Source organism: Ferrovibrio terrae, assembly GCF_943372915.1.
GTDB classification, from domain to species: Bacteria; Pseudomonadota; Alphaproteobacteria; order Ferrovibrionales; family Ferrovibrionaceae; genus Ferrovibrio; species Ferrovibrio terrae_A.
Genome location: NZ_CALSAN010000001.1, coordinates 195,963 through 212,219, shown reverse-complemented (window position 1 = coordinate 212,219; position 16,257 = coordinate 195,963). Strand labels below are relative to the sequence as shown.

General features: G+C 64.5%; 14 protein-coding genes. 5 read left to right on the top strand and 9 right to left on the bottom strand.

Annotation, left to right across the window (positions count from 1 at the left end):
* The first annotated feature begins 59 nt into the window (after positions 1-59).
* Positions 60-4,544 (top strand): glutamate synthase large subunit, encoded by a 4,485-nt coding sequence (gene gltB, locus AAG821_RS01065; protein ID WP_341909237.1) that lies wholly within the window; start codon positions 60-62, stop codon positions 4,542-4,544.
* A 90-nt stretch (positions 4,545-4,634) separates the two neighbouring features.
* Here the strand turns inward: gltB and AAG821_RS01060 are convergent, their stop codons facing one another.
* Entirely contained in the window at positions 4,635-5,558 is a 924-nt protein-coding gene (locus tag AAG821_RS01060) for a cysteine synthase family protein (RefSeq protein WP_341908864.1), read from the bottom strand.
* Positions 5,559-5,600: 42 nt separating this feature from the next.
* Here AAG821_RS01060 and AAG821_RS01055 point away from each other — a divergent pair, with 42 nt between their 5' ends.
* A complete protein-coding gene (locus tag AAG821_RS01055) occupies positions 5,601-5,909 on the top strand; it encodes a hypothetical protein (RefSeq protein ID WP_341908866.1) in 309 nt (102 codons plus the stop codon).
* A 19-nt stretch (positions 5,910-5,928) separates the two neighbouring features.
* On the opposite strand, the gene AAG821_RS01050 is transcribed toward AAG821_RS01055, so the two are convergent.
* The 3 genes from AAG821_RS01050 to AAG821_RS01040 all read right to left on the bottom strand — a co-directional run bounded on the left by AAG821_RS01050 (position 5,929) and on the right by AAG821_RS01040 (position 8,921).
* Positions 5,929-6,318 (bottom strand): MAPEG family protein, encoded by a 390-nt coding sequence (locus AAG821_RS01050; protein ID WP_341908867.1) that lies wholly within the window; start codon positions 6,316-6,318, stop codon positions 5,929-5,931.
* Positions 6,319-6,339: 21 nt separating this feature from the next.
* Positions 6,340-6,948 carry a TetR/AcrR family transcriptional regulator gene (locus AAG821_RS01045; RefSeq protein ID WP_341908868.1) on the bottom strand — a complete coding sequence of 203 codons (609 nt, stop codon included), beginning with the start codon at positions 6,946-6,948 and terminating at the stop codon, positions 6,340-6,342.
* Positions 6,949-7,031: 83 nt separating this feature from the next.
* Positions 7,032-8,921 carry a methyl-accepting chemotaxis protein gene (locus tag AAG821_RS01040; protein WP_341908870.1) on the bottom strand — a complete coding sequence of 630 codons (1,890 nt, stop codon included), beginning with the start codon at positions 8,919-8,921 and terminating at the stop codon, positions 7,032-7,034.
* A 232-nt stretch (positions 8,922-9,153) separates the two neighbouring features.
* On the opposite strand from AAG821_RS01040, the gene AAG821_RS01035 reads away from it, so the two are divergent.
* Positions 9,154-10,959 carry an ATP-binding cassette domain-containing protein gene (locus AAG821_RS01035; protein WP_341908872.1) on the top strand — a complete coding sequence of 602 codons (1,806 nt, stop codon included), beginning with the start codon at positions 9,154-9,156 and terminating at the stop codon, positions 10,957-10,959.
* Positions 10,960-10,973: 14 nt separating this feature from the next.
* Here the strand turns inward: AAG821_RS01035 and AAG821_RS01030 are convergent, their stop codons facing one another.
* The 5 genes from AAG821_RS01030 to AAG821_RS01010 all read right to left on the bottom strand — a co-directional run bounded on the left by AAG821_RS01030 (position 10,974) and on the right by AAG821_RS01010 (position 15,087).
* Positions 10,974-11,567: a PAS domain-containing protein gene (locus AAG821_RS01030; protein ID WP_341908874.1), complete on the bottom strand. Its 594-nt coding sequence runs from the start codon at positions 11,565-11,567 to the stop codon at positions 10,974-10,976.
* A 46-nt stretch (positions 11,568-11,613) separates the two neighbouring features.
* A complete protein-coding gene (locus AAG821_RS01025) occupies positions 11,614-12,198 on the bottom strand; it encodes a PAS domain-containing protein (RefSeq protein WP_341908877.1) in 585 nt (194 codons plus the stop codon).
* 201 nt (positions 12,199-12,399) lie between these two features.
* Positions 12,400-13,407, bottom strand: a complete 1,008-nt coding sequence (locus tag AAG821_RS01020) for an ABC transporter substrate-binding protein (protein ID WP_341908879.1) — start codon at positions 13,405-13,407, stop codon at positions 12,400-12,402.
* 25 nt (positions 13,408-13,432) lie between these two features.
* Positions 13,433-14,224 carry an ABC transporter permease gene (locus AAG821_RS01015; RefSeq protein ID WP_341908881.1) on the bottom strand — a complete coding sequence of 264 codons (792 nt, stop codon included), beginning with the start codon at positions 14,222-14,224 and terminating at the stop codon, positions 13,433-13,435.
* The gene (locus tag AAG821_RS01010) at positions 14,221-15,087 is read right to left on the bottom strand and encodes an ABC transporter ATP-binding protein (protein ID WP_341908883.1); all 867 of its coding nucleotides are present in this window, start codon (positions 15,085-15,087) and stop codon (positions 14,221-14,223) included. The genes AAG821_RS01015 and AAG821_RS01010 overlap by 4 nt, the downstream gene beginning before the upstream one ends.
* 373 nt (positions 15,088-15,460) lie before the next feature.
* Between AAG821_RS01010 and AAG821_RS01005 the strand changes: the two genes are divergently transcribed.
* Both AAG821_RS01005 and AAG821_RS01000 read left to right on the top strand, forming a co-directional pair.
* Positions 15,461-15,808: a metalloregulator ArsR/SmtB family transcription factor gene (locus AAG821_RS01005; RefSeq protein WP_341908884.1), complete on the top strand. Its 348-nt coding sequence runs from the start codon at positions 15,461-15,463 to the stop codon at positions 15,806-15,808.
* A complete protein-coding gene (locus AAG821_RS01000) occupies positions 15,805-16,254 on the top strand; it encodes an SRPBCC domain-containing protein (RefSeq protein ID WP_341908886.1) in 450 nt (149 codons plus the stop codon). Before AAG821_RS01005 ends, AAG821_RS01000 begins: the two co-directional genes overlap by 4 nt.
* The last annotated feature ends 3 nt before the right edge of the window (positions 16,255-16,257 follow it).

Genomic DNA, 16,257 nt, shown 5'->3' with positions numbered 1-16,257 from the left:
TCCAGAACACCTACGTCGAGCAGTGGCAGGACGAGACCAAGCGCCTGTCGGATACCGGCATGTATCGCCGCGAGGACGAGCATGACGCCTGCGGCGTCGGCCTGATTGCTTCGCTGGACGGCCAGCCGCATCGCAGTGTTGTCGCCGCCGGCATCACCGCACTGAAGGCTTTGTGGCATCGCGGCGCGGTCGATGCCGATGGCAAGACCGGCGACGGCGCCGGTATCCATCTGCAGATCCCGCAGGATTTCTTCCGCGAGCATGTGCGCCGCTCGGGCTTCGAGCCGGGCGAGGGCAAGCTGGGTCTGGGCATGGTCTTCCTGCCCAAGACCGATCTGTCGGCGCAGGAAACCTGCCGCACGATTGTCGAGACCGCGATCCTTGATTTCGGCTACGGCATCTATGGCTGGCGCCAGGTGCCGGTGGATGCCACCATCATCGGCGAGAAGGCCAATGCGACGCGGCCCGAGATCGAGCAGGTTCTGATCGAGAACCGCCTGGCCAAGGATGACGGCGCCTTCGAGCGCGACCTGTTCCTGATCCGCCGCCGCATCGAAAAGCTGGTGCTGGCCGCCCATATCAGCGACTTCTACATCTGCTCGCTCAGCTGCCGTTCGCTGATCTACAAGGGCATGTTCCTCGCCGAACAGATCGACTATTTCTATCCCGATCTGCAGGACGAGCGGTTCGTCTCCACCTTCGCCATCTATCACCAGCGCTATTCCACCAATACCTTCCCGACCTGGCGCCTGGCCCAGCCGTTCCGCATGCTCGCCCATAACGGCGAGATCAACACCCTGCGCGGCAACGTCAACTGGATGAAGAGCCACGAGATCAAGATGGCCTCTGAGGCCTTCGGCGATTTCTCAGACGATATAAAGCCGATCGTGCAGTCGGGCTCGTCCGACTCCGCCGCGCTCGACAGCGTCTTCGAGGTGCTGGTGCGCGCCGGCCGCAATGCGCCGATGGTGAAGACCATCCTGATTCCGGAGCCGACCTCGAACAAGCCGCTGATGCCGCAGGCGCATCGCGACCTCTATGCCTATTGCAATTCGATCATGGAGCCGTGGGACGGCCCGGCGGCGATCTGCGCCACCGATGGCCGCTGGGCGGTCGCCGGCCTCGACCGCAACGGCCTGCGTCCGATCCGCTACACCGTCACCACCGACAATCTCCTGATTGTCGGCTCGGAAACCGGCATGGTGCCGGTGCCGGAGCAGAAGGTGGTGAAGAAGGGCCGCGTCGGTCCTGGCGAGATGATTGCCATCGACCTGAAGAAGGGCCGCTTCTATCTCGACCGCGAGATCAAGGACAAGCTGGCCGGCGAGCATCCGTATGGCGAGTGGGTCAAGAACATCCTGACGCTCGACAAGATCAAGGATGCGGCACCCACCGCCAAGAGCTTCTCCAAGGATGAACTGCGCCGGTCGCAGCTGGCCTTTGGCCTGACGCTGGAGGATATGGAGCTGATCCTGCATCCGATGGCGGAAGACGCCAAGGAAGCCGTCGGCTCGATGGGTGACGACACGCCGATCGCCGTGCTGTCGGAACAGTATCGCGGCCTGCATCATTTCTTCCGCCAGCAGTTCAGCCAGGTCACCAACCCGCCGATCGACTCCTTGCGCGAAAAGCGCGTGATGAGCCTGCGCACCCGCATGGGCAACCTGACCAACGTGCTGGATGAAGACGCCAAGCAGGTCGCCATCCTGCTGCTGGAATCGCCCTGCCTGTCGAATGCCGATTACGGCAAGGTGCTGAAATATGCCGAGAAGAGCACGGCCAAGATCGACTGCACCTTTGCCGTCGAGGCCGGCGCCAGCGATACCGGCCTGCGCGATGCGCTGAAGCGTATCCGCGCCGAGGCCGAGAATGCCGTGCGCGGCGGTGCCGCCCATATCGTGCTGACGGATGAGGGCATGAATGCCGCCCGCGCCGCCATCCCGATGATCCTCGCCACCGGTGCCGTGCACAGCCATCTGGTGCGCCAGGGCCTGCGCACCTTTACATCATTGACCGTGCGCTCGGGCGAGTGCCTGGATGTGCATTACTTCGCCGTGCTGATCGGCGTCGGCGCCACCACGGTGAACGCCTATCTGGCCGAAGCCTGCCTGGTCGACCGCGTCAATCGCGGCCTGCTCGGCAAGCTGACGGCGGAAGAGGCCATCGGCCGCTTCAAGGAAGCCGTCGATGGCGGCCTGCTCAAGATCATGTCCAAGATGGGCATCTCGGTGATCAGCTCCTATCGCGGCGGCTACAATTTCGAGGCGCTCGGTCTGTCGCGCTCGCTGGTGGCCGATCTGTTCCCCGGCATGCCGTCGCGCATTTCCGGTATCGGCCTGATCGGCATCCAGAAGAAGGTTCTGGCGCTGCATGAGAAGGCCTTCCGTGCCGATGTCACCGCGCTTCCTGTTGGCGGCATCTACCGCTACCGGCGCGGCGGCGAGGCCCATGCCTGGGAAGCCAACCTGATCCACATGATGCAGACGGCGGTGGGCAGCGAGAATTACGCGCTGTTCAAGAAATATACCGCTGGTTTGCGTGAACTGCCGCCGATCTCGGTGCGCGACCTGCTGGAAATCAAGCCGGCCGCAGCCGCGCTCCCCATTGAGCAGGTGGAATCGGTCACCGAGATCCGCAAGCGTTTCATCACGCCCGGCATGTCGCTCGGCGCGCTCGGCCCCGAGGCCCATGAGACGCTGACCATTGCGATGAACCGCATCGGCGCCAAGTCGGATTCCGGCGAAGGCGGCGAGGCACCGGAAAACTTCAAGCCGCGCCCCAATGGCGACAATGCTAATTCCGCGATCAAGCAGGTGGCCTCGGGCCGCTTCGGCGTGACGGCGGAGTATCTCAACAACTGCCGCGAGCTGGAAATCAAGGTCGCCCAGGGCGCCAAGCCCGGCGAGGGCGGCCAGCTGCCCGGCTTCAAGGTCACAGAGCTGATCGCCAAGCGTCGTCTGGCGACACCGGGCGTGATGCTGATCTCACCGCCGCCGCATCACGACATCTATTCGATCGAGGATCTGGCACAGCTGATCTACGACCTGAAGCAGATCAACCCCGATGCCCAGGTCTGCGTCAAGCTGGTCTCGGAAGCCGGTATCGGCACCATTGCCGCCGGTGTCGCGAAAGCTAAAGCCGACGTCATCCTGGTGTCCGGCCATGTCGGCGGCACCGGTGCGTCGCCGCAGACTTCGGTGAAGTATGCCGGCACGCCGTGGGAAATGGGCCTGAGTGAAGTCAACCAGGTGCTGACGCTGAACAAGCTGCGGCATCGCGTGAAGCTGCGCACCGACGGTGGCCTGAAGTCGGGCCGCGACATCGTCATCGCCGCCATGCTGGGCGCCGAGGAATACGGCGTCGGCACGGCGGCCCTGGTGGCGATGGGCTGCATCATGGTGCGCCAGTGCCATTCCAACACCTGCCCGGTCGGCGTCTGCACGCAGAACGACGCGCTGCGGCAGAAATTCACCGGCACGCCGGAGAAGGTGATCAACCTGTTCAGCTTCATCGCCGAAGAGGTGCGCGAGATTCTCGCCAGCCTCGGCGTGAAGTCGATCGACGAGATCATCGGCCGCACCGACCTGCTCACCCAGGTCAGCCGCGGTGGCGCGCATCTCGACGATCTGGATCTCAACCCGATCCTGGCCCAGGCCGACAGCGGCGACCATGCGCGCTTCTGCACGCTGGAAGGCCGCAACGAGGTGCCGGATACGCTGGATGCGCAGATGCTGGGCGATGCCGCCCCGGTGTTCAGCCATGGCGAGAAGATGCAGCTCGCCTACAACATCCGGAACACCCATCGTGCCATCGGCACGCGGCTCAGCTCGCATCTGGTGCGCAAGTTCGGCATGAAGGGTCTCAAGCCCGGCCATATCACCGTGCGGCTCACCGGCTCGGCCGGCCAGTCGCTCGGCGCCTTTGCCGTGCAGGGTCTCAAACTCGAAGTCTTCGGCGATGCCAACGACTATGTCGGCAAGGGTCTCTCGGGCGGCATGATCGTGGTGCGGCCGTCGCCGGCCTCGCCGCTGATGCCGGTGACCAATGAAAACACCATCATCGGCAACACGGTGCTCTACGGCGCCACCGGCGGTAAGCTGTTTGCGGCCGGCCAGGCCGGCGAGCGCTTTGCCGTGCGCAACTCGGGTGCCACGGCGGTGATCGAGGGCTGCGGCTCGAATGGCTGCGAATACATGACCGGCGGCCGCATCGCCATCCTGGGCAAGGTGGGCGACAACTTCGCCGCCGGCATGACCGGCGGCATGGCCTTCGTCTACGATGCCGAGGATGAACTGCCGATTGCCATCAACGACGAGAGCGTGGTCTATCAGCGTATCGCCTCCAGCTACTGGGACGGTGTGCTGCGCGGCCTGATCGAGGAGCATATCCGCGAGACGCAGTCGATCTATGCCAACAACCTGTTCGCCGACTGGGACCAGGTGAAGAGCAAGTTCTGGCAGGTCTGCCCGAAGGAAATGATCGCGCGGCTGGAGCATCCGCTCAGCGACAAGGTGGCGGCGGAGGCGGCCGGCAAGCGCGCGTAACGCGCAGGACTTCTGGTTCCGGCCTGCCCCAATTGGCCGGGCCCAGGGAAGCGGAAACGCCGTCGGGAGCAATCCCGGCGGCGTTTTTGCTTATGCGGCATACAGCGCCGTGCTGAGATATTTCATGCCGCTGTCGCAGGCAATCGTCACCACGGTCCTGTCCGGCCCCAGTCGTTCGGCGACGCGCAGCGCCACCAGCAGATTGGCACCCGTCGAGGTGCCGGCGAAAATGCCTTCCTCGCGCGCCAGCCGCCGCGCCATCGCCATGGCATCAGCGCTCGACACCGGCGCGATCTCGCTGGCCAGCTCCGGTCGCCATTGCGGCGGCACGAAGCCCGGCCCGGTGCCCTCGATCTTGTGACTGCCACTCGGCCCGCCGGACAGCACGGCAGATTCCGCCGGCTCGACCGCCACCGCATGCACCTGCGGATTCAGCATGCGCAGCCGCGTGGTCACGCCGCGAAACGACCCTGCTGTGCCGACGCTGTGCACGAAGGCATCGACTGCGCCTTCGCTCTGCTGCCAGATCTCGTCGGCCATGCGCGCATAGCCGGGATGCACGTCGGTATTGTTGAACTGGTCGGTCCAGAAGCTGCCGGGCCGGGCTGCCGCGATCCGCCGCGCCGTCTCGATCATCTCCAGTGTCAATTCTTTGGTCGTACCGCCGGTCGGGCTCCGCACCAGTGTGAGCCTGGCACCCAGCGCTTGCATGTGATCGCGCTTCTCTCGGGAGAAAATCTCTGAGGTCACCAGCTCCAGCGGAATCCGCTTGGCGGCGCAGACGAAGGCGAGCGAGACCCCGGTGCTGCCGCCGGTATATTCCACCACGCTGCCGCCCGGCTGCAGCCGGCCATCGCGCTCGGCGGCCTCCACCATGGCCAGGGCCATGCGGTCCTTCATGCTGCCAGTCGGGTTCTCGGCTTCCAGTTTCACCAGGATTCTGGCGCTTTTCGGCGACAGCATATTGCGCAGCGGGATCAGCCGCGTGTTGCCGATGGTGTCGAGAATGCTCATCTCTTAACCCCGCTTTCAGGACTCGGGCCTAAGCTGCGCACCATGCTGAAACCCGCCACGCTCGCCTTCGCTCTCGCCGTCATCTGCTCTGCCGGTCCGGCCGCGGCCTTCTGCGTATCCAATGAAGGCTCGACGCCGATCAGCATCCAGGCCGGCGGTCCGCCGATGCCGATCTATGCGAAGCCCAACCTGATGCCGGGCCAGCGCGACTGTTACGAGCCGCGCAAGCCCGAGGGCATCACCGTGGAAATCTACGACAGCGCCAATCGCCGTCTGCGCTGCCGTCATTCGGTGCCGGCCAAGGCCGCCACCATCACCGTGGGCCAGACCTGCAAGGTGAAGCTGGACTAGCCAGCTTCACCGTCTGCTGTCAGGTCACGATGCCATACAGCACCATCGCCATGCCGACCACGCCACCGATCCAGGCGAAGGTGCGTACCCACGGCACGCCAGCGATGTACACCACCGCATGGGCCACGCGGCTGTAGAAGAACACCTGTGCGCCCAGCGCGGTCCAGGCATCGGCCTTGCCGGCGACGGCCGCGGCCAGCACCAGCACGGCGAAGGGCACGATGTTTTCCACCATGTTGAGATGGGCGCGATGGGCGCGGCCGATCCAGCCGCTGCCGGGCGGGAAGTCCTCGCGGTTGCCGGCCATCACATAAAGGCCGCGCGTCAGCATGAAACCGGTGGAATAGGGCAGTGCCAGCAGCACGGTGAGCACCGCGCTGGCAATCAGCATCATCAGGTCTGTGGTCATGGTGGTTCCTTTTCTCTGTGTTTAAGCGGCGGGGCGAAATTCGGGCGCGGGCTGCAGGGCCAGCACGGCGGTCATGGCGATGCCGGTGAGCGTGTCGCGGTCGGCGCCGCTTTTCGCCATCACCATCAGGCCATGCGCCATGCCGACAAGATATTTTGCCAGCGCATCGACATCGGCACTGGCGGCGATCTCACCGCGCGCCCGGGCATTGCCCAGCGCATGGCGAAAGGCGGCGGCCATGTTGTCCATATGCGCGCGCACTTTGGTGGCCACGGCGGCGTCATGCGGCGCCAGCTCCAGCGTCGTGTTGGCCATCAGGCAGGCGCGGCGCTTGGGGAACTGGATCAGGAAATCGATGATCCCCATGCCGGTCTCATGCAAAGCCTGCAGCCCCGCATCGGGCGCTTTCAGGGGCTTCAGCATCGCGGCTTCCAGCATGGCGCAATAGCTGTCCATCGCGGCCATGAACAGGCGGTGCTTGTCGCCGAAGGTGTCGTACAGGCTCTGGCGGCCGATCCCCATGGCGGTGACCAGCTGCTCCATCGAGGTGGCGGCATAGCCCTGTTCCCAGAACAGCTCCATGGCCCGCACCAGGGCGGCCTCGGTATCGAAGGCTTTCGGTCTTGCCATAGCCAGCTCTATAGCAATTCCGGAACGATCATTCAATAATTTAGTAGATTACGGCTAACCTCTTATTTTTGCTGCACGAAGGATTAGGTCGTGCGGAAAAAGCCGACCTGCTGGATCAGTTCGCCGGCCTGGGCGGACAGCGCCTGGGCCGAGGCCGACGTCTGCTCGACCAGGGCGCCGTTGCGCTGGGTCATCTCGTCCATATTGGCGACGGCGACATTCACCTCTTCCAGACCTATCGCCTGTTCTTTGCTGGCGGCAGCGATCTCGGCGACGATGTCGCTCACCTTCTTGATGGCGGTGACGATATCGGTGAGCGAGGCACCGGTCTGGTTCACCAGGGCCGCGCCGGTCTTCACCTGCGCATTCGATTCCGTGATCAGCGACTTGATGTCCTTCGACGCATTGGCCGAGCGCTGCGCGAGCGCACGCACCTCCTGCGCCACCACGGCAAAGCCCTTGCCGGCCTCGCCGGCGCGGGCGGCTTCGACGCTCGCATTCAAGGCGAGCAGGTTGGTCTGGAAGGCGATCTCGTCGATCAGCGACACGATATCGGCGATCTTCTGCGCACTCGCCTCGATCTTTGTCACTGCGGCCACCGCATCGCTCACCACGCTGCCGCCCTTTTCGGCTGTATCGCGTGCGGCGAGTGCCAGCTGGTTGGCGGCCTGCGCGTTGTCGGCATTCTGCTTCACCGTCGTGGTCACTTCATGCATCGATGCGGCCGTTTCTTCCAGCGCGGCGGCCTGCTGCTCGGTGCGGCCGGCCAGATCCTGGCTGCCGGTCGAGATTTCGGCCGCAGCATTGCCCTGGGCTTCAGCGGCGACTGCAATGTTCTGCACCACGCCGGTCAGTGTCTCGGCCATGGCATTCAGGTCGGTCTGCAGGCTGGCGAACACACCCTGATAACGACCCTGCATGCGGCTGCGCAGATCGCCCTTGGCCAGCCCGGCCACGGTGGTCTGGATATTGGCCACCGCATTGCTCAGCGTATCCAGCATGCCGTTCATCTGCTGGCCCACCTTGGCCATCACGCCATTCAGCTCGGTTGTATCGATGCGGCGGTCGAACTCGCCAGCAGAAGCCGCGGCCACCACCTGGCCGATGGAGAGATCGAGCGAGGCTTCCTGTGCGATGCGGGTTTCCTCGTTGCGCAGGCGCTCGGCCTCGATCTGGGTCTGCAGCCTGTCGCCCGCGATGCCGTTCTCTTTCAACGCGCTGACCGCCCGGGCGATATCGCCAATCTCGTCGCCGCGATCACCGCCGATGACATCCGCCTGCCAGTCGCGCTGCGCGAGACGACCCAGCGCAGCCGTCAATTGCCCCAGCGGATGGCTGATACCGCGGATCATGATCCAGCCCAGTCCGGCCAGCAGCAGAACCACCACGCCGATGATGCTGCCATTGGCGATCAGCTGCTGCTTGAAGATGGTGTTGACGTCATCGATGTAGATGCCGGTGCCGACGATCCAGCCCCAGGGCGCAAAGCCCTTCACATAGGAAATCTTCGGCACCGGATCCTGCAGGCCGGGTTTCGGCCACAGGTAATCGACAAAGCCACTGCCGTCCTTTTTCACCACATTGACGAATTCGACGAACAGGCGCTTGCCGTTGGGGTCCTTGTTCTCGCTGAGATCCTTGCCGACCAGCTGCTTGGCGAAAGGATGCATCACCATCACCGGGGCCATGTCGTTGACCCAGAAATATTCCTTTTCGTCGTAGCGCAGCACTTCCAGATCGGCGAGCGCCAGGCGCTTGGCATCGGCCTCGCTCAGCTCGCCGGCCTGGGCGCGGGCGTGGTAGCGCACCATCAGGCTGTGCGCCACCTCGGCCAGGTTGCGTGTCTTGATCATGCGGTCGTCGATCAGACTGCTGTGCAACCGGTAGAGACCGAGCGCGCCAACCAGGATCAGGCCGATGACAGCGATAATCAGGATGGACCACAGACGTGGTGCCAGACGCAGGTTCTTCATTCCGGTCCCCCAAATTGTCTCTAGTCGAAATGACTTCACGTCATTTCAACCGAAACGCGGGGCTTCGTATATCCTTCAGTAGTATAGTATTTATTTGGAAACAAATCATGGTTGCATTGATTTTGGGCAGACGGCCATTCGATATGCATCATTTGCCCCGCCAATAATCAGCGCTGCGGCTTTTCGTGGCCTGCAGGGATTGCTATCACCGGCGCCCCAGATAAGGACCGTCATGGCGCCGCCGCTTCTCACCCTTGCCGATATCCACCTCACCTTTGGCGGCACCCCGTTGCTGGAAGGCGCCAATCTGAGCGTGATGGCGGGCGATCGGCTTTGCCTGGTCGGCCGCAACGGCTCGGGCAAGTCGACCCTGCTGAAGGTCGCCGCCGGTTCGGTGCAGGCCGACAAGGGCGAGCGCATCGTGCAGAGCGGCGTCACCCTGCGCTACCTGCCGCAGGAACCCGATCTCTCGGGCTTCGACGACACGCTGTCCTATGTGCTGGCCGGCCTCGGCCCCAGCGACGATCCGCATCGCGCCGCCACGCTGCTCAATGCGCTCGGCCTGACCGGTGCGGAAAACCCGAAGGAACTCTCGGGCGGCGAGGCGCGGCGCGCGGCGCTGGCGCGCGTGATCGCACCCGAACCCGATATCCTGCTGCTGGACGAGCCGACCAACCATCTCGACCTGCCGGCCATCGAATGGCTGGAAAGCGAATTGCAGCGTCTGCGCTCGGCGCTGGTGCTAATCAGCCATGACCGCAGATTCTTGAGCAACCTCACGCGCGCCACCATCTGGCTCGACCGCAGCGCCACGCGGCGCCTGGAGCAGGGCTTCGCTGCGTTTGAAGACTGGCGCGATGCGCTGCTCGAACAGGAAGAAACCGAACGCCACAAGCTGGATCGCAAGATCGTCGCCGAACTCGACTGGGTGCGGCACGGCGTGTCGGGCCGGCGCAAGCGCAACATGGGCCGCATGCGCGCGCTGCAGGATCTCAAGACCGAGCGCCGCGACCAGCGCAAGGTCACCGGCAATGTCACGCTCAATGTCTCGGAAGCCGAGACCTCGTCCAAGCTGATCGCCGAGGCGAAAGCCATCTCGAAAGCCTGGGGCGATCTCACCGTGCTGCGCGAGGTCAGCATCAAGGTGCAGCGCGGCGACCGGCTCGGCATCGTCGGCGCCAATGGCGCCGGCAAGACCACGCTGCTGAACATCCTCACCGGCAAGCTGGCGCCGGATTCCGGCAGCATCCGGCTGGGCGAGAATATCGCCCTGGTGACGCTGGACCAGAAGCGCGAGACGCTCGATCCGGAAATGACCCTGCAATACGCCATGAGCGGCGGCAGCGACAAGGTGACGCTGAACGGCCAGCCGCGCCATGTGATGAGCTACATGAAGGATTTCCTGTTCACGCCGGAACAGGCGCGCACGCCGCTTAAAGTTCTGTCGGGCGGCGAACGCGGCCGCCTGATGCTGGCGCGCGCACTGGCGAAACCCTCCAACGTGCTGGTGCTCGACGAGCCGACCAACGATCTCGATCTGGAAACGCTCGACCTGCTGCAGGAAATGCTGGCCGATTATCCCGGCACCGTGCTGCTGGTCAGCCATGACCGCGATTTCCTCGATCGCGTCTGCACCTCCGTGCTGGCATCCGAAGGCGACGGCCGCTGGATCGCCTATGCCGGCGGCTACAGCGACATGGTGGCGCAGCGCGGTGTGGGTGTGCAGGCGCGCGCGGCGGCTGCCAAGGCGGCACGGGCGGAAACCGACAAGGGCGAGGCGGCGCCGCGCGCAGCGTCGAAGCGCAAGCTAAGCTTCAAGGAAAAGCATGCGCTGGAAACCCTACCCAAGCGCATCGCCGCCTTGCAGGCCGAGATCGCGCAGCATCAGGCAACCTTGAACGATGCCCAGCTGTTCAGCCGCGATCCGGCGAAATACGAGGCCGCCAGCAAGGGCCTCGAAAAGGCCGGCACCGAATTGAGTGCGGCCGAAGACCAGTGGCTGGAGCTGGAAATGCTGCGCGAGGAAATCGAGGGCTGAGCCCTGCGGCTTGCTTACTGCACCGGCCGCGGCTCCTGGCGCTCGGCGGGCACCAGCGGCGGCACGCCATAGCCGATATCGATGAAGCGCATGCCGTCGCCCTCGACATAGGAATCCGGATCGAGCGGCTGCTTGCGGTTCGCGGTATCGGCCAGCCCGGTGGCGCAGCACAGGATCAGGCTGGGTTCGGCGGCGCCGTCCTCATAGAGCGGCGCGCCGGTGAATTCGACCGGCAGCACGGCGCCATCGGGGAAGCGCAGCCAGTAATAGATCAGCACGCCGCAGGGCTGGGCGGCCTGGGCGATGGTGAGATGGGCGCGCCAGTGCCGATTGTCCTTCGAGGTCAGGTCGAGATAATTCATCCCGGTCAGGTCGAAGCCCATCTTCTCGATGATGGTGCGGCCGACATTTTCCATGCGGATCTCGTCGGCGCTGCGGATGTTCAGCAGCAGGCAGTTGTCGGCCAGGGCGCCGAGATCGCCCAGCGACAGGTCGCTGCGCTGTGGCAGGCGGCGTTCGCCGCGCCAGCGCTGCCAGATGGCAAAGAACTGCCGCGCCTGCTGTGACAGCGGCGTTGGCAGTGTGTCGAGAAAATCCTCAGAGCCCATGGGATGGATTTAAGCATTGTTGCCGCAGCATGACCAGCCGACAGAATCAGACAGCGCGCAGGATATGCTGTGGCGTGGACGGGTCAGCGGGCGGAATGCCGAAGCCCAGATCGATGAAGCGCATGGCCTCGCCGATCTGCCAGGATTCCGGATCGGCGGCGGTCTGGCTTTTCAGCCGGCTCAGCGGCGTGCCGCAGGAGATGAACAGGTTGGGCGTGCTGGCGCCATCCTCGCAGAACGGCGCGCCGACGAATTCAAATGGCACGATCGTGCCATCGGCATAGCGCAGCCAGTAATACAGCATGAAACCGCAGGGCTGCAGGATCTGCTCCAGCGTCAGCTTCGCGCGCAGGCTGCGGTTTTCCGGGCTGGTCAGGTCCAGATAGTTGTAGCCGGTGAGGTCGATGCCGATGTATTCGGCCAGCCGCGGTCCGACGCTGAGGATCGGGATTTCCTCGCGGCTGCGGAATTCGGTGATGATATGCGATGCCGCCAGCGGGCCGAGATCGTCGAGCCGCACGGCACGCCGCTCGGGCAGGGCACGTGAGCCGCGCCAGCGATCCCAGACCGCGAAGAACTGCCGGCTCGCGGCACACAGCGGCGTCGGCAGGCTGTTGAGAAAACCGGTCATGGCGCCGGCCCCCTGTTGCTGCGCCTTGCCACTTTTGGCCAGTATACCGGGCCGGGGGATAAGCCTGCAAATGATACCGGTATCAGGATGGGCGCCAAAACGGCAGCGGCCGGGATGTCGCCATCCCGGCCGCTGTTTGCGCATGGAATACAATCCGGTTCAACCCCCGGCCGCCTCACGCGCCGGGGATGAATGGTGCGATTATTTCTTCACGGCTTTGACGAATTTGTCGGTGAAGGTCTTGTTCAGGTCGAGATTGGCCTTGGCCAGGCCCTCGTCGAACTGCGCCAGCATGTTGTAGGCGCTCTTCATGCCATCGGCGCTGATCAGGCCGGTGCGCGAATAGGTCTCCATCGAGTTTTTCACCGCAGCGAGATAGAGCGGCTTGTCGCCGAGGTAATAGGCCTCGGGCACGGTGGCGGCGACATCCTCGGGCTTGGCGGTGCTGAGCCAGACCAGTGCCTTGTGGAAGGCATTGACCAGCGCCTGCGTCGTCTGCGGGTTCTTTTCGATGAACTCGTTCTTCAGATACAGCACGGCAGCCGGGTTGGAGCCGCCGAAGATCGCCTTGGTGCCGGCTTCGGTGCGGCTGTCGGCCATCACCACCACGCTCTTGTCGAGCTCCAGCTTGGAGATCACCGGATCGAGATTGGAGATCGCGTCGATCTCGCCCTTCTGCATCGCTGCCACCGCACCGGCGCCGGCGCCGACGCCGATGAAGGCGGAATCCTTGTAGTTGCCGCCAGCCTTGGCGATCAGGTAATTGACGAAGAAGTTGGTCGACGAGCCCGGCGCGGTGACGCCGATCTTCATGCCCTTGAGGTCGGCCGGCGTCTTGATCTTGCCGGCCAGTTCCTTCTTCACCGCCAGCACGATGCCGGGGAAGCGGCCCAGCTCGATCACGGCGCGGATATCCTGGCCCTTCTCCTGCATGCGGATGGTGTGCTCATAGGCACCGGTCACCGCATCGACGCTGCCGCCGACCAGCGCCTGCAGCGACTTGGCGCCGCCGCCGAAGTCGTTGATGGTGACATCCAGGCCCTCGGCTTTGAAATAGCCCTTCTGCTCGGCGATGGTGAGCGGCAGGTAATACAGCAACGGCTTGCCGCCGACGCCGAGTTCCAGCTTGGCCTTCTCCGGCGCCGCCTGCGCGGCACCCATCATCACGCCCAGTGCCGTCAGCGCGGCCAGTGCAATCCTGATCTTCATGGTGGTTTCCTCTCCTTGTGGTGGTTCAGGCGGTCTTCGCCGCCGTATCGGGCCGCCAGACCAGCAGCCGGTTTTCGATGAAGGTGACGCAGGTGTCGATGACGATGACAAAGAGGGCGAGGATCAGCATGCCGGAAAACACCCCGGTCACATCGAACACGCTTTCGGCCTCATGGATCTTGTAGCCCAGGCCCGCGGCCGAGCCGAGATACTCGCCGACCACCGAGCCGACCAGCGCGAAGCCGACACTGGTGTGCAGGGATGAGAACATCCAGGTCAGCGCGGCGGGCCAGTAGACATGGCGCAGCAGCTGGCGCTCGTTCATGCCCAGCATGCGCGCATTGGCCAGCACCGTGGGGCTGACTTCCTTGACGCCCTGGTAGACGTTGAAGAAGACGATGAAGAAGACCAGCGTGAAGCCGAGCGCCACCTTCGACCAGATGCCAAGGCCGAACCACAGCGCGAAGATCGGCGCCAGCACCACGCGCGGCAGCGCGTTGGCGGCCTTCACATAGGGGTCGAACACGGCGGCCAGCAGCTCGCGGCGGGCAAAGGCAAAGCCGACGACAATGCCGCCGGCAGCGCCGATGATGAAGGCCAGCACGGTTTCCAGCAGCGTGATGCCGAGATGGCGCCAGATCTCGCCGGAATAGAAATCCTTCCAGGTGCGCGCCAGCACATCCAGCGGCGTGGAGAAGAAGAAGGGCGCAAACAGCGGCTTGCCGTTGAACACCGGCACGGTGGTGAGCAGATGCCAGATCAGCAGGAAGGCAAAGCCGACCAGCGCCTGCAGGATAATGAGCGTAACGCGGTTCATTGTTCGGCTTCCCCGCCCTGGGCATAGGTCTTCTGCACTTCGACGCGCAGGCAGGCCCAGATGGCCTTATGGATCGCATGGAAGGCGGCTTCGGTGCGGATTTCGGCGATGTCGCGCGGGCGGGGCAGCGTGATCGGGAAATCGCCGACGATCTTCGCTGCCGGCCCGGCCGACATCACCACCACGCGGTCGGCCAGCGCGATGGCTTCTTCCAGATCGTGGGTGACGAACAGCACGGCCTTGCGGTTCGCCGCCCACAGGTCGAGCAGAAGGTTGCCCATGATCTGCCGGGTCTGCGCATCCAGCGGGCCGAAGGGTTCGTCCATCAGCAGGATCTGCGGATCGCGGATCAGCATCTGCGCCAGCGCCACGCGCTTGCGCTGGCCGCCCGAGAGCATATGCGGATAGCGCTGGGCGAAGGTCTTGAGGCCGACGCGGCCGAGCCAGGCCTGCGCGCGCTGCAGCGCCTCAGTGCGCGGCACGCCCTGCGGCTCCAGCGCCACGGCGACATTGTCGATCGCGGTTTTCCACGGCATCAGCGCATCGGCCTGGAACAGATAGCCGGCCTTGCCATTCAGGCCGGCGAGCGCATCGCCGAAAATGCTGACCGTGCCGGCCGAGGGTTTCAGCAGCCCGGCGGCGGCATTCAGCAGGGTGGACTTGCCGCAGCCGGTGGGGCCGACGATGGCGACGAATTCGCCCGGCGCCACGCCCAGGTCGATGCCCTGCACGGCGCAATGGGTCTCGCCGGTTTTCAGCGCGAAGGTGATGGCCAGATCGCGCAGCGCCACGGCGGCGGGCTGGGCCGATACGGCTGGGGCGGCCACAAAGGATGAGGCTGGACTGACGGCGCCCTGGGACAAGGCCGGTTTCCTCCCGCGGAAAAACATGCGCCGCGTTCTCAACCCTGCGCGGCGCTTATCCGCACCCTACAAAGCCGGGCGGGCCCAGGTAAAGCACCGCGCCCGGACATTCCTGCCCAGGCTTCCGTCCGGTTCGCTGGGGTTCATTCGGGTTCGCTGGGGTTCGCTGGGGTTCGTACAGGTTCGCTGGAGTTCGCGGCGGTTCGTTGAGATTCGCTGTGGGTCGTGGCACTTCGCATGAATACATATTTATGCAATCGAGATAGTGAACATTATAGCAACAAACCTACCAAACCGCCAGTTTTATCACTGTGCTTGACGATATGATGTGTGACGTATACATAACTCAAAGGTTATGTATCAGGAGGGCGCCATGCCCGCTGTCACGCAGAAATCTGCCGCCCGCCCCGATCCGCTCAGCATCACCTTTGCCGCGCTGGCCGATCCCACGCGGCGCGCGATCCTGGCGCGGCTGAGCAGCGGCGAAGCCTCGGCGGGCGAACTGGCCGCGCCCTTTGCCATGAGCCAGCCGGCGATCTCGAAACATCTGAAGGTGCTGGAACGCGCCGGGCTGATCACCCGCGGGCGCGAGGCGCAGTGGCGGCCGTGCAAGCTCGACGCCACGCCGCTGCAGCAGGCGAACGAATGGCTCGAACGCTATGCCGCCTTCTGGTCGGGCAGCCTCGACCGGCTCGCCGCCTTTGTCGAAGAGAAAAAATGACGGCGCCGGCGCCGGTCGCGCCGAGTCTGACACTGAAGCGGCGCATCAAGGCGCCGCCGGAAAAGGTCTTCGCTGCCTGGACGCAGCCAGAGCTGATGCGGCAATGGTTCGCGCCCGCGCATGCCGCCACGCTGCAGGCTGAATGCGACCTGCGCATCGGCGGGCGCTATCGCGTGCTGATGCATACCGAGGATGATGGCCGCGACCATGAGGCCAGCGGCGTGTATCGCGAGATCGTGCCGCATGAACGGCTGGTCTTCACCTGGACCTGGCTGAACCGCCCGGAAGAGGGCGAGACGCTGGTGACGCTGCACTTCAGGTCCGATGGCGGGCACACGCTGTTCACGCTGACCCATGAGCGGTTTGCCAGCGCACAGCTGCGCGACGAACACAGCGATGGCTGGAGTGGCGCACTGGACAAGCTGGCGCAGCTCGCGGAGGCCTAGGCC